This window comes from Actinoplanes sichuanensis, from assembly GCF_033097365.1.
GTDB lineage: Bacteria > Actinomycetota > Actinomycetes > Mycobacteriales > Micromonosporaceae > Actinoplanes > Actinoplanes sichuanensis.
In genome coordinates this window covers 4,008,493-4,029,773 of the sequence record NZ_AP028461.1, presented here as the reverse complement: position 1 = coordinate 4,029,773, position 21,281 = coordinate 4,008,493, and the positions used below count along the sequence as shown (strand labels likewise).

At 69.9% G+C, this 21,281-nt stretch carries 19 protein-coding genes; 11 read left to right on the top strand and 8 right to left on the bottom strand.

Features of this window, described 5'->3' with window-relative positions; translation table 11 throughout:
- Positions 1–3: 3 nt before the first annotated feature.
- Positions 4–1,248: a PucR family transcriptional regulator gene (locus Q0Z83_RS18530; protein ID WP_317795202.1), complete on the bottom strand. Its 1,245-nt coding sequence runs from the start codon at positions 1,246–1,248 to the stop codon at positions 4–6.
- 96 nt (positions 1,249–1,344) lie between these two features.
- Between Q0Z83_RS18530 and Q0Z83_RS18525 the strand changes: the two genes are divergently transcribed.
- A complete protein-coding gene (locus tag Q0Z83_RS18525; RefSeq protein ID WP_317795201.1) occupies positions 1,345–1,857 on the top strand; it encodes a hypothetical protein in 513 nt (170 codons plus the stop codon).
- A 63-nt stretch (positions 1,858–1,920) separates the two neighbouring features.
- On the opposite strand, the gene Q0Z83_RS18520 is transcribed toward Q0Z83_RS18525, so the two are convergent.
- Both Q0Z83_RS18520 and Q0Z83_RS18515 read right to left on the bottom strand, forming a co-directional pair.
- Positions 1,921–5,976 (bottom strand): nSTAND1 domain-containing NTPase, encoded by a 4,056-nt coding sequence (locus tag Q0Z83_RS18520; RefSeq protein WP_317795200.1) that lies wholly within the window; start codon positions 5,974–5,976, stop codon positions 1,921–1,923.
- On the bottom strand, positions 5,969–6,286 hold the full coding sequence (locus tag Q0Z83_RS18515) for a CU044_2847 family protein (protein ID WP_317795199.1): 318 nt from the start codon (positions 6,284–6,286) through the stop codon (positions 5,969–5,971). Before Q0Z83_RS18515 ends, Q0Z83_RS18520 begins: the two co-directional genes overlap by 8 nt.
- Positions 6,287–6,409: 123 nt before the next feature.
- Between Q0Z83_RS18515 and Q0Z83_RS18510 the strand changes: the two genes are divergently transcribed.
- Positions 6,410–7,846, top strand: a complete 1,437-nt coding sequence (locus Q0Z83_RS18510) for a nitroreductase family protein (RefSeq protein ID WP_317795198.1) — start codon at positions 6,410–6,412, stop codon at positions 7,844–7,846.
- 16 nt (positions 7,847–7,862) lie between these two features.
- On the opposite strand, the gene Q0Z83_RS18505 is transcribed toward Q0Z83_RS18510, so the two are convergent.
- A complete protein-coding gene (locus Q0Z83_RS18505) occupies positions 7,863–8,420 on the bottom strand; it encodes a dihydrofolate reductase family protein (RefSeq protein ID WP_317795197.1) in 558 nt (185 codons plus the stop codon).
- A 51-nt stretch (positions 8,421–8,471) separates the two neighbouring features.
- Here Q0Z83_RS18505 and Q0Z83_RS18500 point away from each other — a divergent pair, with 51 nt between their 5' ends.
- Positions 8,472–9,014, top strand: a complete 543-nt coding sequence (locus Q0Z83_RS18500; RefSeq protein WP_317795196.1) for a hypothetical protein — start codon at positions 8,472–8,474, stop codon at positions 9,012–9,014.
- On the top strand, positions 8,948–9,952 hold the full coding sequence (locus Q0Z83_RS18495; protein WP_317797094.1) for an SMI1/KNR4 family protein: 1,005 nt from the start codon (positions 8,948–8,950) through the stop codon (positions 9,950–9,952). The genes Q0Z83_RS18500 and Q0Z83_RS18495 overlap by 67 nt, the downstream gene beginning before the upstream one ends.
- Here the strand turns inward: Q0Z83_RS18495 and Q0Z83_RS18490 are convergent.
- A complete protein-coding gene (locus Q0Z83_RS18490) occupies positions 9,936–10,943 on the bottom strand; it encodes a DUF4240 domain-containing protein (RefSeq protein WP_317795195.1) in 1,008 nt (335 codons plus the stop codon). The genes Q0Z83_RS18495 and Q0Z83_RS18490 overlap by 17 nt on opposite strands.
- Between Q0Z83_RS18490 and Q0Z83_RS18485 the strand changes: the two genes are divergently transcribed.
- Positions 10,903–12,549, top strand: a complete 1,647-nt coding sequence (locus Q0Z83_RS18485) for an acyltransferase (RefSeq protein WP_317795194.1) — start codon at positions 10,903–10,905, stop codon at positions 12,547–12,549. The two genes, Q0Z83_RS18490 and Q0Z83_RS18485, sit on opposite strands and share 41 nt — an antisense overlap.
- Positions 12,550–12,942: 393 nt before the next feature.
- Positions 12,943–13,539, top strand: a complete 597-nt coding sequence (locus tag Q0Z83_RS18480; protein WP_317795193.1) for a hypothetical protein — start codon at positions 12,943–12,945, stop codon at positions 13,537–13,539.
- A gap of 76 nt (positions 13,540–13,615) precedes the next feature.
- Here Q0Z83_RS18480 and Q0Z83_RS18475 read toward each other — a convergent pair whose 3' ends face one another.
- Both Q0Z83_RS18475 and Q0Z83_RS18470 read right to left on the bottom strand, forming a co-directional pair.
- Positions 13,616–14,221: a TetR/AcrR family transcriptional regulator gene (locus Q0Z83_RS18475; protein ID WP_317795192.1), complete on the bottom strand. Its 606-nt coding sequence runs from the start codon at positions 14,219–14,221 to the stop codon at positions 13,616–13,618.
- Positions 14,222–14,274: 53 nt separating this feature from the next.
- Positions 14,275–14,934, bottom strand: a complete 660-nt coding sequence (locus Q0Z83_RS18470; RefSeq protein WP_317795191.1) for a TetR/AcrR family transcriptional regulator — start codon at positions 14,932–14,934, stop codon at positions 14,275–14,277.
- 306 nt (positions 14,935–15,240) lie between these two features.
- On the opposite strand from Q0Z83_RS18470, the gene Q0Z83_RS18465 reads away from it, so the two are divergent.
- From Q0Z83_RS18465 to Q0Z83_RS18455, 3 genes are all read left to right on the top strand, one after another.
- A complete protein-coding gene (locus Q0Z83_RS18465) occupies positions 15,241–16,542 on the top strand; it encodes a hypothetical protein (RefSeq protein WP_317795190.1) in 1,302 nt (433 codons plus the stop codon).
- Positions 16,539–18,452, top strand: a complete 1,914-nt coding sequence (locus Q0Z83_RS18460; protein ID WP_317795189.1) for a hybrid sensor histidine kinase/response regulator — start codon at positions 16,539–16,541, stop codon at positions 18,450–18,452. The genes Q0Z83_RS18465 and Q0Z83_RS18460 overlap by 4 nt, the downstream gene beginning before the upstream one ends.
- 172 nt (positions 18,453–18,624) lie before the next feature.
- Positions 18,625–18,876, top strand: coding sequence for a hypothetical protein (locus Q0Z83_RS18455; RefSeq protein ID WP_317795188.1), 252 nt, complete (start codon positions 18,625–18,627; stop codon positions 18,874–18,876).
- Between the two features lie 46 nt (positions 18,877–18,922).
- Here the strand turns inward: Q0Z83_RS18455 and Q0Z83_RS18450 are convergent, their stop codons facing one another.
- Positions 18,923–19,786 carry an SDR family NAD(P)-dependent oxidoreductase gene (locus Q0Z83_RS18450; protein WP_317795187.1) on the bottom strand — a complete coding sequence of 288 codons (864 nt, stop codon included), beginning with the start codon at positions 19,784–19,786 and terminating at the stop codon, positions 18,923–18,925.
- Here Q0Z83_RS18450 and Q0Z83_RS18445 point away from each other — a divergent pair.
- Entirely contained in the window at positions 19,715–20,296 is a 582-nt protein-coding gene (locus Q0Z83_RS18445; protein WP_317795186.1) for a TetR family transcriptional regulator, read from the top strand. The genes Q0Z83_RS18450 and Q0Z83_RS18445 overlap by 72 nt on opposite strands.
- Positions 20,293–21,213 carry an AraC family transcriptional regulator gene (locus Q0Z83_RS18440; RefSeq protein WP_317795185.1) on the top strand — a complete coding sequence of 307 codons (921 nt, stop codon included), beginning with the start codon at positions 20,293–20,295 and terminating at the stop codon, positions 21,211–21,213. Before Q0Z83_RS18445 ends, Q0Z83_RS18440 begins: the two co-directional genes overlap by 4 nt.
- Positions 21,214–21,281 lie beyond the last annotated feature (68 nt).

The following is a 21,281-nucleotide window of genomic DNA, read 5'->3' as shown; positions in this document are numbered from 1 at the left end:
GGGTCAGCCCCGCCAGCGCAACACCTCCAACGCGGCGGCCACCCCCAGCAGATCGTCGGCCAGCGGCTGGGGGAGTAGCGCGTCGGCCCGGGCCAGCCGCCGCAGCACCGTGTTGCGATGGGTGAACAGCCGCTCGGCGGCCCGGGTCGCGCTGCACTGCTCCCGCACGTAGACCAGCACCGTCTCCCGGGTGTCGGCGTCGGCATGCCGCAGCTCACCGAGCGTGTCGGCGAGGAACTCGTCGGTCTGCGCCGGTTCGGCCGTCAACAGGGCGACCAGCTGAACATCGGTGTACCGGGCGATCTGCTGTGGTGCGGTGAGCCGGGTCAGCATGCGCTGCGTGGCCGCCGCGTCGAGATGACTGCGGCGGAACCCGTCGACATCGACGCCCGACCGGCCCACCGCGACCCGCACCTCGGGGTACGCGGTCAGCTCGGTCGCCAGCCGGCTCGACGGCACCGGCGTCGCGACCGGCAGCCACAACCACAACGCGGCCGTACTGGCCACCACCGTCAGCCGATGGCCGGCCCCGGTGGCCCGCATCAGCGTCTCGGCTGCCGCCTCCAGCTCGTCCGGCGCCGGATCGCCGGTGTTCCACACGATCGCCGCGGTGTGCGGCCCGGTCAGCCGGTAGCCGAGCTGGAACTCGGCCCGGTCCCGACCGATCGGCGCACCCTCCAGCAACAGTGTCACCGCGGCCCGCCGCTCGGCGTGCCGACCCGCGGTCAGCTCGGCACGCTCGGCCTCCACCCGCGCCGATACCGCGGTGATGGTGTCCTCGATGAACGTCGAGATCGACAACGTCGACACGTCCAGCAGCTCACGCAGCTGCGCCGGGTCGGTGGTCAACTCGAAACAGATCTCCATCCAGCGCCGCCACACCACACCCTGCGACGTCCGGTACGAGTCGAGCGCGATCTTGTCGAGCCCGCGACGGACCAGGTCACGGGCGGTGCCGAGGGCCTCCGGACCGAGTTCGGCCGGGACCCGGGCGCCCGGCTCGCGGACGTTGGCCGACGCCCACCGGCGCAGGTTGGCGAGGTTGCTGCGCTTGACCGCCGCGGCCAGCACCGGATCGTCGGCGACCGGACGCATCCGCTCGCTGCTCAACGACGCCGCGTGCAGCACCTCGACCCACTCGCCGGGCGGCTCCAACGCCATCTGCGCCCCACGGCGGAACAGCGCGGCCACCGGCGCGGAGATCCGCGGCCAGCCCGGGTCGGTCTCGGGTGAGGCGATCTGCACCATCAGCTCAGCATGATGGTGCACGGTGTCCTACGGCAAGACGAACGATCAAGTACGGGCGGCTGCCGATCCAAACAAGATCATCACTATGCTGCGCGCATGGAAGACACGGCGCAGTTGACCTTTCAAACCCACTCGGACCCGAAACTGGCACAGGCGCTGGCGCGACGCACCATGCTGCCGACCGCACTGACGATCACGGGCGTGCTGCTGGCCGTCGCCGCACTGCTTCACCGAACCGGTGGCTCGGGCACCTGGACGGTGGCCCTCGCCTTCACCGGCGTCTGGACGCCGGTGATGCTGCTGATCATGGCGCCGCGGCAGGCCGTGGCGCGAGCCGGAGACCAGATCGGCCGGCCGATCGCGTTCAAGATCGACGCCGCCGGTGTCCACACCACACACGGCTTCTCGACCACCACACTCGACTGGTCACAGATCAAGGCGGTACACCCGGCGCGCGGTCAGATCGTGCTCTCCTGCGGCTGGCTGCCGGGCGGCAAACGGGCGATGGCCGCCATCCCCACCACCGGCCTCACCCCGGCCGAACAGACCCGGCTGCTGGAGGTCCTACACTCCCGCGGTGCCGCGCTGACCATCGCTCCCGCCTCCTGAACGCCGAATCGGAAATGTTCCGCGGTGAGTTTCGGCGGTCCCGGCTGAGCCGGTGCTCCCGCGTCAGCTGCAGACTTTCCGGTATGAGAAGGCAGGCGCGTGCGTCCGCCACTCGTCCGGGGTCAGTTCGCGACCAGCCAGTCGACATGCGTTACGCAATGCCGTCTCGGCGTCCAGCGGGTGAACGGTGAGGTAGCCGTCTCCCTGCACGACAAGGCCTGTGCCGTCGGCAGTGAAACTCGACTGACTATTCCCGTCACGATGGACCCGCTGAACCAAACGTTCGCTTTTCAGGTCGTAGACCTCGACGAGATCGGAACCGACGTCCGTGCCATCGACTTCGAGAAGGATCATGCTGCCCTGCCTGTCGAAGGCGTAGGCGGTCCGACCCGGGAATCGATGCGGAACGGTCTGACGTTCGAGGTCCCAGACCAACACGGTCTCGCCGCTGCTGAGCCCTAGCCACCTGCCGTCCGGGCTGAACACCGGGTCACTGAGGGCATCGGGGAGGGGGACGGGTTGAGCCGTTCCGGACGACACGTCCCACAATCTGGAGCGTCCTGAGTCGGCGTCACTAACCGACACGTAGCGGCCGCCGGGGCTGACAGCGACACCGAGGGGTATGAATCCCTCGCCTAGGGAAACGGTCACGACGGCTCCGGTAGCGATGTCGTGAACATGGGCCCAGGACTCCTCGGCAACGGCGAGGAACCTGCCCGCATCGTCGAGAGCGGCCACTCGAGGCCGGTGCCACCGTCCCGTCAGGACCTGCGAGGTGCTCGGCTGTTCCTGCAGGTTCCACAAGCGCAGTTGGTGAGCCGGGTCGATCACGACGATCACGCCTGCGCCGCCGCTGATGTCTACCACCGACCGCTCCGCCTCGTCCCGACTCGTCCGAATGGTGGTTCGTTCGACGACGACCGGCGTGTCGAACGTCGTGGTCATCGCCGTGTTCGTGTCGTGATCGAACCAGCTGACCCTGCGTCCGTCTGCCCAGACCCCGAACTTGCTCGCGTACCCTATGGGCATGGCGTCGAAGTCGTTGAGACGCACGACATTCAATGATCCATGCTGCTCCACGACCACGATGCTTCCGTCGCGGTTCAGCCTCAGCAACCCGCCGCCCGACGTATCGATCGGCACTTTCCGAATTCTTTTCCGGTCGCCTACCCTGACCAGGTCGCCGGTTACGGAGAAAGCCCAAAGGCCGTCGGCGCTGAAGACCAATGATTTGGAATGGTATGAGTCGGCTTTAAAGCCGGAAAGCGGGACCCTGCGTTCAAGATCCCACCAGATTGTTCCGCCGAAGCTCTTGATAGTAGCGACCCTCCCATCGGGGGTCGCAGAGAAGTCACTGATCACTGGGTCGTCCTTCGACTCCGGCTCGAGCGAATCATCGGCGGGAAGGGGGACCGTCACACGGCGCTGTCGGTGGGTCGCCAGGGCCCAGGTGACCAGATCGGACCCGTCGGCGAAGGTGACCTCGGTTCCGTTTCCCGTCCATGCGAAGAGGCAGTCCGGCGAGTCGCTGACGAAGGGGATGACGAGCCGACGGGTGAGCTGGTCGCCTGGACCGAGCGACCACACCTGGTAACCCTTGGGCGTACAGACGGCTAGTTGGTCCCCGGCCGGGCTGAACTTGAGTGCGCTGACCGTGTTGTCCAGGTTCTTATCCGTTCGTAACGCCACCGGGTCGCCGGTGGCGTGGCGCCATAGCATGATCCGACTCTCGCGCCCGCTGTTATGGGCGAATGCCAGCGCGTTCCCGTCCGGAGTGAAATCCATCGATGCGCGGAAGTAAAGCGGCCCATTTGCCGGCGTCGCCTTTCGTAACGTCCCTTTCGTAACGTCCCACAGTGAGATCCGGCCGCCGCCCTCGGACACCGCCAGCAGATCAGGATCAGACGGGCTGAACATCAGATGCCAGGTCGCGCCCTCGGTCGGCAGGAGCCGGGAGACGAAACGGTACCGACTGGCCGCTAGGGTCAGGTTGGCCCTGGTCTGGTCGTTGTCGGCGAGCCGGAAGGCAGCCGCCGACAACAGCAGCGCGACCTCCTTGTGGGTGTTCGTCGAGTCGATGATCTGCTGAGCCCGGCCCATGAAAACGCCGGCCTGGGCCACGGCCGCCTGCTCCGCCTTCTCCCGGCCCCGCTTGACCGCGACCAGCCCGAGCCCACCCGCGACCAGCACCAGCACGGCCAATGCCGCAACGATCGCGCGCAGCCGACGAACCGACCGACCCTGATACACCCTGCTCGCCGTGATGTAGCGCCGCTCGGCCTCCGCGATGTCAGCGTCCCGCTCGCCGAGCCAACGCACCGCCGCCGCCAGCGGCATCCCGCGCAGCAGAGCTCCCGCATCCCGGTCCAGCCTCTCCCACTCCACGACGTCCCGGCGCACGTCCTCCTGCCACACCCGGAACGCGTGGTCCTCGTCCGCCCACCGCCGGAGCCGTGACCAGCCGTCGATGAGCGCCTCGTGCACCAGTTCCAGCGTCTCCGACCCGAGCTCGTCGCGACCGGCCGTCACCAGCCGCGTCGCCGCGAGACGCTGCCCCAGCCGCCAGCGGCGTTCGTCCAGATCGTGGCGCCGGGCCACCCGCCGCACCGGCTCACCGCTCTCGCCGGGCCGGACCAACTGGGTCAGCAACCGCTGGAACGGCTCCCGGTCGGCGTCCTCGACCTGCTCCTGATAGACCTGCTCGGCATAGCGGGCCAGCGCACCCTTCACCTGACCGAGCTCCTGGTACGCGGTGTGCGTGAGCCGGCCGTTCTCCTGCCGTTCCCAGAGCAGGGTCAGCGCGAACTCCAACAGCGGCAGACGCCCCGCCTCGTCGCCGATGTCGTCGAGGATCCGATCGACCAGGCCCGCCTCGTACGCCATACCACTGGGCAGGGGTTTCTCGATCACCTGCCGCAGCCGGTGCCGATCCATCTCACCGACCGCGGTCACCGACTCGCCCAGCGCCTCGGCCAGGTCCGGAAGCTGAAGCGCCTGCCCCAGGAAATCAGTGCGCAGCGTGACCACAGCCGTCACCCCGCCCGCACCGAGCCCGCTGAGCAGGATCCCGGTCAGCTCCGCCACGTCAGCCGTACCGAAGACCTCTTCGAACTGATCGATGATCAGCAACAGACGACGGGCTCCGGCGCGCACGAGGATCCGGCTGACCACGTCGCGTAGGTGACCGTCGCGCAGCACACCGGTGAGCCGGGCCAGAGCCGACAGCCGCTCCGTCTCGCTCGACTCCGGTTCCAGCAACGGCAGTAGCGCCGCCGCCAGCGCGGCGACACCCGACGACGCCCACGCGGCCCGCATGGTGGCGGTGACCCAGTGCGGCCGTTGATGCACGACCGGAAGCAGACCACCGAAGACCAGCGACGACTTGCCGGTGCCGGACGGGCCGACCACCGCGACCAGGCTGCGCCGGTCGATCTCGTTCACCAGCTGAACAGTGCGGTCCTCACGACCGAAGAACACGCTCGCGTCCCGCTCCCGAAAAGCAGACAGCCCACGGTACGGGCAGACGTGTCCCGCCGAGGCGGGCCACACCTGACGCAACAAAGCGGTCGGGATCATGTACGCGGCGCGCAGATCACCGTCGACCTCCGCCGCCACAGCCATGCCGACCACCGCGGTGAGCGTGTCGTCCCAGACCGCGCCTCCACTGAAGCCGGGCTCCACCGTGTAACCGGTGGTTCCACTGCTCTCCAACTGCACCCAACCGGCGCCCTGCCGGCCGCGGAGGACCCCGGCCGCCCAGACCCCGTCCTCCCGGCCACCGGAGAAGCCGAAGAGCCGGCACGGATGCCCCCAGAGATCGTCCGAGACCACCATCCGGGCCGGTCGAGCCATCGGCGGGGGATCACCGTCGAGCGTGAGTACCGCGATGTCGCCCGTGCCGTCCGGCAACGCCGGCAGCAGTGCCGTGATCTCGGCGCCCAGCCCCGCCGAACCTGGCAGCAGCGGAAAGTCCACACATGCACGGCCCGCCCGCTGAACCACGTGCGCGCAGGTCAGGACGGTTCGGCCGGCGACCAGGAAGCCGGCACCGACGGCCGAGCCGGTCTCCGCACGTACCCGGACGATCGAGGACTCCAGCGCCCCCGGATCCTCAGGCATCCCCGACCGTCTTGCCGGCGAGGGTCCACCTCAGAACGACCTTGAAATGCGCCGCGCCGCTCGACTCCGCGATCACGAACCCGGCCTTGGCCGTCAGCTTCAGTCCCAGCTCGACGTCGACGGCCTCCGGCGGCACCGGCGCCTTCTTGGCCAGCCGGATCGCCTCCTGCCCCATCCGCGTCACCTGCGCGAGAGCATTGTCGAAACGCTCGGACGCCCGCTCCACCACGTCCGCAGCGCCGGCCCGGACCAGCCCCTGGCCACTGACCTCCACCGTCACGTAGTCGTCGTCGCCCACGGGAAGTTCCACATATGCCGCCATACGGATGTCCTATCAGGGCCATCGGACTCCGGTTCCCGGAATGGTGATGATTCGTACTCAAGTCCCCTGAAGGGATCCGCCGACCTCCCCGACTCTTCTACCGTCGGTTCAATGGAGACCGAGACCCAGATCCTGCACAGGCTGACCTGCTACGAGCCGGGACGGGAGTGGGACGACGTCATCTCCGACCCGCGCCTGGTCCTCGACTTCACGCCCAACGACTTCGACCGCTTCCCACCGTTCTACAAGCGGTACACCGCAGACCTGCCGCGCGTCGAACTGCCCCGTGACCTGCCGTCGACCGAGGCGTCGACTGTCGACGTGCTCGCCGGGACCGCGCGAGTCGCCGCCCGCGATCTGGACCTGCCGCACCTGGCCCGGCTGCTGCACCTGTCGGCGGGCGTCGTGCGTACCTCCAAACGCAGTAACGGGATCACCCACCTGTTCCGCGCGGCCGGGTCGGCCGGTGGACGTTTCCCGCTCGAGCTCTACGTCATCATCCCGGCGGACCACCAGGGGCTTCCCCCCGGCGTGCACTGGTACGACCCGGCCGGTCACGCCCTCGTGCGGGTCGCACCCGCACCGGACCGCGGGGGAGCGGCGATCGTGGTCACCGGTGTCCCATGGCGCACCGGCTGGCGCTACCGCGAGCGCGGCTACCGGCACGTCTACTGGGACGCGGGCACCATGCTGGCCCAGACCCTGGCGCTGGCCGACTCCGCGGGAATCCCGGCGCGGCTGCACACCACGTTCCCCGATCGGGTGGTCGGCGAGTTGGTCGGCGCGGACGGCGTACACGAATGGCCTGTCGCTGTTGTCGGTCTCGGTGCGCAGCCGCCCGCGCTGACGCCGACCGGCGCGGCGGCCGTCGGGGCCGTGGACACCGATCCGCTGGAGTTTCCGCTGGTGACAGCGGCGCAGCGGGCCGGTGACCGGACCGTGCTGGGCGATGCGTGGCCCCCGGGTGACCCGGCCGACGTGCCGACGACCGGGGCCGAGTCGGTCGAGACGGTGGTGCTCACCCGAGGCTCGCAACGGCGGATGGACCCGACCCGCGCGGTGTCCAAGGACGTGCTCACCACCGGCCTGCGGGTGGCCGTACGCGGCATCGACCTGCCGCAGTACGTGGCGGTGCACGCCGTCGACGACGTGCCGCCGGGCGTCTACCGATGGCCTGACCTCGACGCCCCGATTCACGCGGGCGACCAGCGCGAAGAGCTGTACCGGGTGAGCCTGGAGCAGGGGCTGACCCGGGACGCGGCCTTCGTGGTGATCACCGCGGCCGACGTGGCGAGCCTGGACGACCGCGAATACCGGGCCGCACAACTGGCCGCCGGGATCGTCGAGGGACGGTTGCACCTGCTGGCGTACGCGATGGGCGCGAGCGCGACCGGCATGACCTTCCTCGACAGCGAGATCCCGGCCCTGCTCGGCGCACCGCTGGACGCGATGATCTTCACGTGTGTGGGTGTGCCGGACTACCGCTCCACACCGGGCGGCCTGCCGGGGACACCCGCCGACGTACGGCCGATGCGGCACCGGGACTGACGACGCCTCCCGCGACTCAGTGCGCGGGACGGTAGTGCACGGCCACCGCGCCGTTGCTCAGCGGCTGCGCCGAGACCAGATCGAGCCGGCGCGTGCCGGGCAGCCCGCCCTGGTACAGCGTCGGCCCGTGACCGGCGATCCGAGGATGCACCAGCAGCCGGTACTCGTCGATGAGGTCCAGCCGGTCCAGTTCGGTCGCGAGCCGGCCGCTGCCGAGCAGGACCCCGGCCGGGTGGGCGTCCTTCAGTTCCTGCACGCCTTTACGCAGGTCGCCGCCGATGTGATGGCTGTTGGTCCACGGGAATTCGGAGCGTGTCGAGGACACCACGTACTTGGGTTTGGCCTCCAACGTGACCGCCCAGTCACGTATGGCCGGCGGCGCCTGCACGTCGCCGCGTGCCACGGCAGGCCAGTGGCTCTCCATCATCTCGTAGGTGACGCGGCCCCACAGCATGGCCCCGGCCTCGTCCAGGAGACCGGTGAACAGGGCGTGCGTCTCGTCGTCGGCGATCCCCTCCCGATGGTCGACGCAACCGTCCAGGGTGACGTTGATGCTGAAGGTGAGCAGTCCCATGTCCGGCGACTCTAACGCCCCTCGGACTCGCTTCTTCTAGGATTCGCACGGATGAGCAACAACGAGATCACCGAGGCCCTGCACCGGCTGGGCCGGGCGTTCGTGGCGGGCCTGCGGGAGCCGGGCTACCAGCTCGCCACCTTCCACCCGCAGGGCACGCAGAGCCGCACCTACACGATGGCGGGCGACCCGGCACTGCTGGGCCGCTGGACCGACCGGGATCTCGACGACGCCATGACGGCACTGCGCGAGGTCGCCGGCCCGGGCCTGGTCATCGAGATGCTCGGTGATCCGAACGGGACATACACCACCCACTGGTCGCGAGACGTACCGTCACTGCCGGCCCGGATCATCCTCGACGAGCACTACCGGATGCCCGGACATGAACGCCCGCCGCCTCGCGAACCCGGCACCGTCGACACCGCCGCCACCGATCCGGCGGTGCTGGCCGAGGTCGAGCGACTCGTCGGCGAGTTCATCGCACGACACCACCCGCAGGGTACGCGCCAGGCCACTCGCACGAGCGGATCCTCGCCGCCGAACACCGGCTCGGCGTCCGGCTACCCGAGGATCTGCGAGCCCTCTACCAGCTGATCCACGACGACAGCAGCGAGTCGGGACTACTCGACCCGTTCGTCCTCGTACCTCTGGACGTGCTCGTGGACTGGAACCGCGAGAACCATCCCGGCTATCAGGACGGCCCGTTCGACGACGCGGTGATCTTCGACTGCACACCGGCCGGACACGTGCGGCGGGTGTCGTCGAGCAACGGATGGATCACGTTCGCCCGCGACTACGGCATGAACTTCGCAGCGGTCGACCTCGACCCCGGGCCACTGGGCCGAATCGGTCAGGTACTCACGTACGGCCGAGACGTATGGGCGCCGGTCGACTACGTCACCGCCTCGGTCACCGACCTGCTACGCCGTGCCATCACGACCCTCGACGACGAGCGCCCACCGCCGCCGGACCCGGAGATCCGCACGCACCGCCTCGCCGGCCTGCCGACCACGGCGCAAGGCGCGATCCTGGACACCGAGGCCCCGGTCCACCTGGCCGACCTCAAAACCTTCACCGACCTTCGATCCCTGGTGGTACGCGGAAAGCCCGCACTGGTCGACATGAGCATTCCCGCCCACGTGCCGATCGAGCGCCTCGACGTGGAGACGGCCCGGTGGCAACCCGCCGCACTGCCACCGACCATCGTCGACCTGACCTTGGCCGGCAACGCCGAGCCGACACCGATCGCCGATCTGGCCGCCCTGCCGAACCTGACCCGCTTGAATCTGTCCGGTGCGCAGGTGTCGGACATCGAGGCGATACCCACGTTCCCGGCCCTCCGGGTGCTCATCCTCAACGGGCGCCAGTGGACGACGCTGCTGGCGACCGGTGGGAAACCGGACGGGCTGGCCGCCGCCGAGCTGGGCGGTGCCGCCGGGGTGGGTGACGCCGCCCGCTGGTATCAGGCCTTCGGCCGCAAAGGTGGTTTCCACACCCTCTCCGGCACCCGCCGGCCTACTGATCGAGCATGATCCGGATGCTCACCATCTGATCGAGCTCGGTCGGGTCCGTCTCACGCCACGCATCCCCACCGTCGGCCTGCCGGGTGCGTTCGACCACCCGTGCGCAATCCATGCACCGCCGGAATTCTCGGGTGTGGATCGTGTCGTCGTCGCGCCGGCTGCTCGACCCGACCGACTGCACCGGCAACGCGCCACCGCACAGCGGGCACCGTTCGTGCGGATCAGGCGCCGGCGGTGCCTTCACCGGTTTCGGTTCGGAGGCCCAGCGTCCGAGGGGCAGCAGCGTCAGAAGGCGCGGCAGGCTCGGGGAGACCGGCCCGGCGTCGGAGTCCCCATCCGGTCGCGGGGCGTCGTCGGCGGCCATCGCCTTCCGGCGGGCGTCGCTCGCGTCCCAGAAAGCGCAGTCGTCGCCGCCGCTGATCTGCGTGTACGCGGACGACGCCGCGAACAGCAGATCCTCACTGTCGAGCGAGAACCGGTCACCGCGCCCCTCGGCGATGGCGATGACGACCGGATGCTCGGCCAGGCAGTCGGGGTCGGCGATGATCTGCTCCACCGTTCGACGGCCCAATCCGACGAGCCCGGCTCGGAAGGACGAGAAGAGGTCATCGGAGAGGTAACCCGTGATGAGTTGACACGCGAAGGCGACTCTGCGGGTATCGAGGCGGCCGATGACATCGTCCAGGTGGTCGTCGAATTCGAGGATCTCCTCGGGCGACAACACCGCCAGTCGTGCGATCAGGGCTTCGGCGACGGCGGCTTCGTCGAACCGGTCCGTCGTGGCGCCCGCATCGTCGCGTGCCGCGTCCACGATCCGCCAGAACTCGTGGATCTCCATCACGACAGTATCCCGCTCACCGACCCCGAGATCCCCGCAACAGCGCCCACCGGTCCCGAGGGCGTACTCCGTACGATCGTGAGGAAAGCGCTTGCCCGGCCCATGCGAGGGGAGCTCGACCATGTCGGAGCCGATTGCACCCGGCCACCTCCGCGACCTCAACTACTCCGCCTGGCAGTTCTGGGACCAGGCGAGCCCAGCCGACCAGGACGAACAACTGCGCCGCCAGAAGGATCTGGCCGAGCAGCGCGGCTACCTGCTGGGCGATCGCTGCTTCATCTCACCGCTGGCGTCGGTGGCCGACGACGAGCTGCGGCTCGGTGACCGCAGCTACATCGCCGCCGGCGCCTACCTCACCGGCGAGCTGTACACCGGCCGCGACTGCACGATCAACCCGTACACGGTCGTACGGGGAAAGGTCGTCCTGGGCGACGCGGTCCGGATCGGGGCGCACACCTCGATCCTCGGGTTCAACCACACCATGGCCGACCCGGACACCGAGGTGTTCCGCCAGCCCCTGACGGTCAAGGGCATCACCGTCGGCGACGACGTGTGGATCGGCTCGCACGTCGTGATCCTGGACGGCGTACACGTCGGGGACCGTTCGGTGATCGCCGCTGGCGCGGTGGTGACCAAGGATGTCCCCGCCGGTGCGATCGTCGGCGGCAACCCGGCCCGACTGCTGCGGTGGCGAATCCCCACGCCGACGCCCACCCACGGCTCCGACGGTCTCGCCGTGTTCGCCGACCGGGCCCGCGAGCAGGCCGAGTCGATCCTGGACCGATGCTTCGACGCGGACTCCGGCCTGTTCCGCGACACCCCGCAGGCGGCGTTCACGGTACGGGCCCAGTGCGACGCCGTCGAGATCGCCGACCTGCTGCTCGGCCAGGCCCCACCTCAGCTCCCGGCCCAGACCCAGATCGACCGGCTCCGCTCCTGGCAGGACCCGACCACCGGCCTGGTCGGTGAACTCGGCGACGAGCAACCCCCGGACCCGGACCACCCCGACCTGTTCGACCACCACCTCGGCTACCACGTTCTCAGCGTCGGCTACGCCCTGGATCTGCTCGGCAGCGACTTCCCGCACCCGATCCGGGTGATCACCGACCCCGGCCGGATCATCACGGCCGTCGAAGCCCAGCCCTGGGCCGACAACGCCTGGGGCGCCGGCCACTGGGTGGACATCGTCGGCACCGCCGTCCACTTCAACCGCCGTCGAGGACACCCGGGTCCGCCCGGCACGATCGAGGCCCTGTTCGGCTGGTTGACCACCCGAGCCGACCCGCGCACCGGCATGTGGGGCGAACCGGCTCCCGACGGCGGACTGCTGCAGGTGGTCAACGGTTACTACCGGGCCTCTCGCGGCACGTACGCGCAGTTCGGCGTACCCGTACCGCAGCCGGAAAAGGTGATCGACACCGTCCTGGCGCACGCCCGGGACCCGCGACTGTTCCGCCCGGACCGCCAGAACGCCTGCAACGTCCTGGACGTGGCCCACCCACTGTGGCTGACCCAGGCCACCGGCCACCGCACCGACGAGGTGACCCGCCTCGCCGAACGCCTGCTCCGCGACGCGCTCGGCCACTACCGCAACGCCGAGGGCTTCAGTTTCCAGGCCGCCCGCCCGACCCCGGGCCTGCAGGGCACCGAGATGTGGCTGGCCATCATCTGGCTGCTCGCCGACCTGACCGGACAGTCGTCGCTACTCGGCTATCGGCCGCGCGGAGTCCACCGCCCACACCCGGCGGCGACGCTCCGAGGCCGATGACGCCCACCCGCGACCCGCTGCCGGCCGCGGTCGCGGCCACGTTCACCACCGGCCGCAGCCGCTCGCGCCACACCGCCGACAGCCGTGACGAGTAGCGGACCGGGCTTGTCGGCGGTCGAGTCGGCGCGCCCGCACGGCCGGCCCCATCGCCCGCCGGAACCCCAGCCGCCGGGAACTGTCGGCCGCGGCGAGAAGCCGGGCGAGTCCCTGTCGCGACGATCAAGGCGACCGTCGCCACCGACGACATCGGGCCACTGCTCGAGAAATACCGGTGCCACTACCGCGACCTGGCGGTGTGACCCGGGCTCGCGGCTCCAGACGAGCCCGCAGAAGACCTTCACTTCCGGTGGCGGCCGCCGATGCAGTCCGCCGACGCCTACGACGGGAGCTGGTGTGACCTCTGTCCTGCAGTTGGAAGAGCTGGACGTCTCGACCGACAAGCGAGCCCGTTTCGACGAGTTGGCCGTCGGCACCTACGTCGAGCAGGTGATCGCGGCCAACCGGCTCTACCTGACCGCGGCGATCGGCGACCCGCTGGGGACCGAACGGTCCTACTGGGCGCTGAGCTGCCTGCCCCGCACTCACGGCGGTAATCGCTTCTCCACGCTGTCGATGAGCACGATGGAGACGTTCGTCCTGCACAAGCCCGTCACCGTCGACGAGGCGCCGACCGGCTTCGTCGTGGTCTCCCGCCGGGTTCTGGACGCCGCCGGCCCCGCCTTCGACGCCGACGACCTGGAGGTCGGCCCGTCGAAGTACGCCGCCGCCGGCGACGACCAGTGCCACGTGCGAGGCACCTGGCCGGCCCTGACCCGGGCGCTCGCGGGCCGTCTCGGCGAGCGGGCGCCGCTGCGTGACGCGGCCCGCGAACTCGCCACCCGGCTGACCCGCGGCACCGGCACCAGCTACTCGCGGTACCACAACCCCTACCTGGCGGCGCGGGTGCTCGGACGGCCGGTCCCGGTCGACGCCGGAGCCGGCGGCCGGTGATCGAGCAGGCGGCGGCCGCACGGACCGGTCGGTCCGGATGCGCCGCCGTCACCGCCGACGATCCCGGGATCGGCCGTCAGCCGCGGACCCCGCGCAGGACGGTGTCGACGACCTGTTCGGCGTACGCGTGCATGCGTTCCTGCATCCTGTCGCGCAGTTCCGGCGGCGTGGTCAGCACATGGTTCTGCACGGCGCCCACGACCAGGTCGATGACCAGGCCGGGATCGGTGCCGGCGGGCAGTTCGCCGCGGGCGGCGGCGCGGTGCACCATGGCGCGGCTGGGCGCCACGACGCCGGCCCGGTAGTCGGCGGTGGCCTCATGGACCTCCGGATGCAACCCGGTGTCGGTGAGGATGCGCAGGTAGACCTCCCCCCGGATGCCGGTGAGGACGTCCAGTAGGAGCCGCGCGACGGCGAGCAGGTCGCCGCGGATGTCGCCGGTGTCGATGTCGTCGACCCGGATCCAGCGGGCCTTGAGGGCGTCGTTGAGCAGTTGCGCGCGGTGTGACCAGCGGCGGTAGAGGGCGGCCTTTCCGATTCCGGAGACCCGGGCCACGCCCTCGAAGTTGAAACCCGCCCAGCCGGTACGCCCGTACAGCTCGATGGCGGCGTCGAAGACCCGGTCCTCGACGTCCGGATCGCGCGGCCGGCCGCGTCGGGAGCCCTGCACAGCTTCGGTCACGCCCGTCATTGTGTCAGCCGCATCCGTCACGGACGGTCGCCGCCTGGACCGGCTCAGGTGGGTGGCATGAACAGCGGCGCCGCCACCGGCCGTAGATCGGCGGTGGCCACGACCGCCGGGGCGGCGACCGCGTTGAGCAGGAAGTCGACCAGCCGTCGGGCATGCCGCGCGGCCGTCTCGTGCAGCGTGTCGCGTTTCTCCGGGTCGGTGCCCACCGCGTGCATCAGCGCCCCGCCGAGCAGGGTTTCCATCAGCAGCGTCGCCGACGTGTCGGCCGGCAGCTCACCGCGGGCGATGCCGCGGCGCACGATGTCGCGGGCCGCGCCGATCTGCGAACGCCGCAGTCGCCGGTCGTGCTCGGCGACACCCGGGATCGACGGCCCCTCCAGGCTCAGGCGCAGGGCGGCGCGGCCGGCCGGGCCGGTGTACCGCCTGATCATCTGGGTGGCCAGCTCGACCAGGTCGCCGTGCAGGGTGCCGGTGTCGACCGCGGCGATCACGCCGAGGTTAGCCGTCAGTGCCTCGGTGAGCAGTACCTCTTTGCTGTTCCACCGCAGGTAGAGGGTGGGTTTGCTGATGGCGGCCCGGCGGGCGACGGTCTCCATGGCGAACCCGGCCCAGCCGGTGTCACCGAAGACGTCCAGGGCGGCTTGCGCGATCCGACGATCGACGTCCGGGTCACGCGGGCGCCCACCCGCTGATGCGGCACTCATCGTTGTCTCCCTCGAATACTGAACGGAACCGTCAGGGTACAGGCTTCGACGTGTTACTGAACGATTCAGTAAAGATAGGCCCGGCGGCGACGATCGGCGTCCAGAAACCGATCTACCAGCAGCAACCGGTCGGTCACCGATTCATCGCCCCCACCGATGAATCGGCCGGACCGGTCGGAACAGCGCCGCGGGTGGGTACACCACGCTCGGAATGGCGCTGCGTCTGAAGGTCGACCCTGTCCCGTTCCGCCTCGCGCTCACCGCTTTCCGAGTCGAGCCGATGGGTACAGGGGAACGTTCACGGGGGTGATCGTCCGGATGGATCCGGAACAGGTCGGCGACTGGGTGCTGCACGAACTGCCCAGGCTCAATCAGGCGATCCTGCAGGATCACGCACCACCCCGGCTGCTGGTCACCGAGTTACGCGACCACGTGCTGCACCAGCTGCCCGACGTCGTCCAGCTGACGCCGGTCCAGGCGCAACGGCTGATCGTGCATCTCGGGTTCGCCGGCGCCTCGGTGGCCCGCCACTACCAGGAAGGCACGCCCGGCGGCGTCGAACATCCGGAACGCGCGTTCGAACCGCTCCTGGTCGGCGCGAATCTGCCGTTCCGCTGTTACTTCTCCGCCCTGGCCGGGCATACCGGCACCGGGCACTACGACCGGGACAGCTACGCGTCGCTGGTGCGGTGGAACGTCGGCACGGTACGGGTCCGCCTGCGCGACGAGGTGGTCGCCGAACTACCCGGGATCTTCGACGACGGCCACATCCGCACCTACACCGGCAGCACCGCCGAACAGGAGTTCTTCCGGGTGGTCAAACAGGGCGAGGCGATCGAACTGGCGGTCAACTGCATGCTCGAATCGTTGACCGGCGCACACACCGACCTGACCGGGGAGTACGCCCACCGCCGGGTGCGCGCGGCGACCGTACTGCTGGACGCCCTTCGGGGTCTGCTCGTGGATTTCACGAACCTGCCGGCCGACCGGGCGATGACCGCCGAGATGTTCATGGACGTGTTCCGGCAGTTCGCCGCGCACTGGACACCGGATGACATCCCGCCCAGCGGGGCCCTCGATCCGGAGGCCCTGAAACGTGACTACCTGCTCGGTACCGCCGAACCCGGCTACGACCAGCGGGTCCGCCGGCTGTTCCCGGCGATGCTGGACCGTGAGCGCGACGAGATCCGCACCCTGATGGGCGGCCCGTCGCTGCCGCAGCGGCTGCTCAGCGAGATCGGCAACGGCCACCCGGCGCTGGCCGGCGCCGACGACGGGGACCTGCGGCGGCTGATCGCGCACCATCCCGCGCTGGTCGACTGGTACCGGCTGCTCACCATGAACGCGCGCGTGTCCGGCGTACACCTGCGGTTGTCGAAGAAGTTGCTCTTCGCGCCGCAGCGTCACCGGGACGAGACCGGACTCGGTGACCGGCATCCGATCTCGAACCGGGCCGGGACCACCGGCTTGACCGAGACGCACCTGGAACGTCTCAGCCGGGCCCGCCGCGAGCACGCGCTGGCCGCCCTGAAGCCGGTCCTGGCCGGCGATCCCGCGCCGGCCGGACCGTCGGCGGACGCGCTGGTGCGACTGGAGACGGCCGGATGACCCGCACCGGACTCGGCCACGACTCGTTGATGGCGCTGATCGACCACACCTCCGCGGTGATCTACATGCGCGACGCCGACGGCCGATACCTGTTGGTCAACCGGGAGTACGAGCGCCTGTTCGGGCTGCGCCGGGAGAGGATCGTGGGACTCACCGACCATGACCTGTTCCCGCACGAGGTCGCCGACGCGTTCCGGGAGAACGACCGGCAGGCGCTGGCCGGGGGAGTGCCGATCCAACTGGAGGAGTACGCGCCCTCCGACGACGGCACCCGCACCTACCTGACCGTCAAGTTCCCGCTGATCGACGAGAGCGGGTACGCCTACGCGGTCGCCGGCATCTCCACCGACATCACCGAACGTAGCCGCGCCGAGGCTGCGCTGCGTGACAGTGAGGAACGGTTCCGGCTGCTCGCCGACCACGCCCAGGACATCATCTTCCGCTACCGGCTCGACCCGGCCCCCGCCATGGAATACCTGAGCCGCGCCGTCGAATCGATCACCGGCCACCCGGCGCACGATTTCTACACCGATCCGCGGTTGATCCTGACCCTGATCGAACCGGACGACCTGCCGGACTTCGAGAAGTCGTGGCAGGCCCCGAGGACCGGCACCCTCACGTTCCGGCTGCGCCGCTCCGACGGTGCGGTCGTCTGGATCGAACAGCGGGTCAGCCCGGTCACCGACGACGCGGGCGCGGTCATCGCCGTCGAGGGCATCCTGCGCGACGTCACCGAACGGATGGACGCCGAACGCGAACGCGCCGAACTCGAACAGCAGCTGCGCCAGGCCGAACGCCTCGACTCGCTCGGCCAACTGGCCGGCGGCATCGCCCACGACTTCAACAACATCCTGGCGGTCATCTCCGGGTACGCCGACATGCTCGTCGACGAACTCGGCGAGGACCACCCGAACCGGCCCGACGCGGCCGGCATCAAACAGGCCGCCGCCCGCGGCACCGCCCTCACCCGCCAGCTGCTGATGTTCAGCCGCTCCGAACCGTCGCGCGCCGAACTGCTCGACCTCAACGCGGTCACCTCGGACATGCTGCGGATGCTCGGGCGCACCCTCGGCGAGGACATCGAACTCGCCGCCGACCTGGCCCCCGACCTGCCGCCGGTGACGATGGACCGCAGCAAGTTCGAGCAGGTGGTGATGAACGCCGTGCTCAACTCCCGCGCCGCGATGCCCACCGGCGGCCGGCTCACCATCGGCACCACCCTCGAACACGGCGGCGACGGCCAGAACCAGGTCTGCCTCGCGGTCACCGACACCGGCTGCGGCATGACGCCCGCGGTCATGGCCCGCGCCTTCGAACCCTTCTTCACCACCAAGGGCCGGGGCAGTGGTACGGGACTCGGGCTGGCCACCGCATACGGGGTGGTCACCGACGCCGGCGGCACCATCAGCCTCGAATCGGACCCGGGGCAGGGCACCGTGCTCCGGGTCCGTCTGCCCGCCGCCGCGGCCCAGCCGATCGCCGCCACGGCGGCCCACCCGCCGTCGGCCCAGGCGTCCGGCGACGGGCTGCGGGTCCTGGTCGTCGAGGACGAGGAGGCGGTACGCGACATCGTGCGCCGCCTGCTCAGCAAGGCCGGATACCAGGTGTTCGCGGCACCGCATCCGGCCGAGGCGCTACGGATGTGCCACGAGGAGGCACTGCAGTTCGACGTCCTGCTCAGTGACGTCATCATGCCCGGCATGTCGGGCACCCAGCTGGCCGCCGAACTGCGCCGCGACCGTCCCGACCTGCCGGTGCTGTTCATGTCCGGCTACACCAACGGCCCCGCCCCCGGCGGCCAGGAACTGCCGACGGACGCCCCACTGATCCGCAAGCCGTTCGAGAAGCAGACCCTGCTCACCGAGCTGCATCAGCTGGTCACCGAGCGGCTCCCGGCAAGCGGACGGTAGACCGGCGAATCGGCCTACCGCGCGGCGCCCGGCTCGGGCCACCGGGCGTCTCGACGGCGGCCGATCACCACTGGTCGCCGACGGGCTCTACCATGCGATGTGCTCAGCGGAGTTGCTGACACCACGAATCGTCGACCGTCGCGGCGGCGCCGCTGAGACCGGAAGGTCCTCGATGAACCCAGAGATCAAATACGTCCTGCTCTATCGCACGCCCTCCCGATGGCGGATCTCGATCGTCGAGGCGGACGGCTCGATGGGCTGCGGCGCTCTGCCCGACACCGCCCCCGACGTGCCTGCGGAGGTCGCTCAGCAGGATATGCTCGATCACCTTCGCCGCCACTGGGATTTCGCCGGTGAATTGACCTGGCAGGAGACCAAACCGGACTGGTGGGCCGCCGAACCCGTCCCGGGCCAGCGACCGTGACCGGTCGATGCGATCCTCGATCGCGCTGAACAGCGGCCTGAACGGTTCAGTAGTGGACGCCGGTGAGGCGTTCGGATTCGCGCCACAGAGCGGCGCGCAGGTCGGCGTCGCGAGCGGCCCTGGGGAGTGGGACGAAGCCGGGCGTGCCGCCGAGTTCGAACAGTCCGGTGGGCGCGATGAACGACTCGGCGGTGACCTCGGGTGTGGTCGCGGCGAAGGTGATCGGGTCGGCGACGTACTCCAGCGGCTGCCCGACCGCGCGCATGATGAGCCGGCCGATCCCGTTGGTCACGCGGTTGGTGCCGTACTGCTGGATGTCGGTCGGTGCCGTCCCCGGATGAACCGGGATGCCGGTCACCCGGGAGTTGAGCTCTACCGCGAAGAGCACGTTGGCGAGTTTCGAGCTGCCGTAGGCGCGCATCGGCCGGTAGCCGCGCTGGAACTGCAGGTTGTCGAGATCCAGCCGGGCGGTACGGGCGACCTGCGCACTGACCGTGATCACCCGGGCCGCCTCCGCCTTCTGTAGTAGCGGCAGCAGCCGTCCGGTGAGCGCGAAGTGTCCGAGATGGTTGGTCCCGAAGTGCTTCTCGAAGCCGTCGGCGGTGGCCTCCCACTGTGGAATCGCCATCACCCCGGCACAGTTGACCAGCACGTCGACGGGCACACCCCGAGTCAGGAGCTCCGCGCTGAAGCGCGCGACCGAGCCCAAGTCGGCCAGATCCAGCGGCAGCCAGGTGGCGTCGGAGCCGAGTGTGGCGACGGCGTGTTCGGCCCGGTCGGCGTTGCGGGCGAGCCCGTCCCCGTTGTCAACTGGACGTTCAATAACTAGGCTCGGGCCATGCGAGTACGCGACCCGGACAGCAAGAAACGCCGACTCCTGACCGCCGCACTGACCGAGTTCGCGGCACACGGACTCAGCGGCGGCCGGATCGACGCGATCGCCAAAGGCGCCGGCTGCAGCAGCGGCCTGGTCTACACCTACTTCGGCAGCAAGGAGAGGCTGTTCGACGCCGTGCTCGCGTTCATCGCCGAGTCGGCGGTCGCCGGCATGCCGATCACCGGCGACGACCTGCCCGGCTACGCCGAAAAACTCCACCAGGGCAACCAGGACCATCCCGAGGTGGTCCGGTTCGTCACCTGGTACCAACTCGAACGCGACCCCGGCACGGACACCCCGCCGATGCCCGACGACACCGTCAAACACAAGATCGACGTGGTCCGGCAGGCACAGAAGGACGGACTGGTCCGCGACGACATCCCCGCACCCACACTGCTGCTCGCCGTCCAGGCGATCGCCCGGATGTGGACCACCCACCCGCGATCGACCCTCGACGCCATCGACCCGACAGCCGACCGGCAGCTGCGCCGCGAAGCCGTCCGCGCCGCCGTGCAGGCCCTCGTCGCGGTACCGGTCTCATGACACCCGGGCGGCTGGTCAGCTTCAGCACGGCGGGGCTGCCCACCGCCCAGCGGGTCGCGCTCTGGGAGGACCACAACCGCACCGCGCTGATCGGGCTGCGCTGCCGGATGCTCGGCGAGACGCCGTTCGACGGCACCGAGCTCAACCTGCAACTCGACCGGATGCACCTGGCCCGCGTCCGTGGCAACGCCCACGTCGTCGAACGGCCGGCCGAGGTGATCCGGACCAGCCCGTCCGATTCGATCGCCGTCTACCTGGCGGTGCTCGGCGAGGCGTTCTTCTACCACGAGGACGGGGTGCTGACGTTACGGCCGGGACAGGCGCTGATCTGCGATGCGGACCGACCGTTCATGCGCGGCTTCTCCCGCGGCCTCGAGGAACTCGCGATCAAGGTGCCACGCGCGACCTTCCGCGACCTCACCGGACTCGACGAACTGCGAAACCCGCTCGTGCGCGACTTCGCCCACGGCGACCCCTCCGCCCGTACCCTCGCCCGGCTCGTCGATCGTGCCCTGCGCCCGGACCGCGATGAGCCGATCGACGAGCAGACCACCCTGCACCTGATCGCCGGGATGACCGGCCGCATCGCGGCCGATCCCGGCACCGTGCACCTGGCCAACGCCCGCGCGTTCATCGAGGACCACCTGACCGACCCCGGCCTGACCGCCGCCCGGGTGGCCGCCGGCATCGCCATCAGCGAACGCCACCTGTCCCGCGCGTTCGCCGCCACCGACACCAGCCTGCCGCAATACGTGCTGGCCCGCCGACTGGAACGCGCCCGCACCCAACTGCTGGCCGACCCCCGGGCGACGGTCGCGGAGATCGCCGCCCGCTGCGGTTTCGGCTCCACCAAATACTTCGCGCAGACGTTCCGCGCCCACTTCGGCTTCCGCGCCACCGACCTGCCCCGGGCGTGAATTCCGCCACGCCGCCGTATTTCCGCCGTGTCACCGGTCGATGCCTGTCCGGGCCGACGCCGGATCGT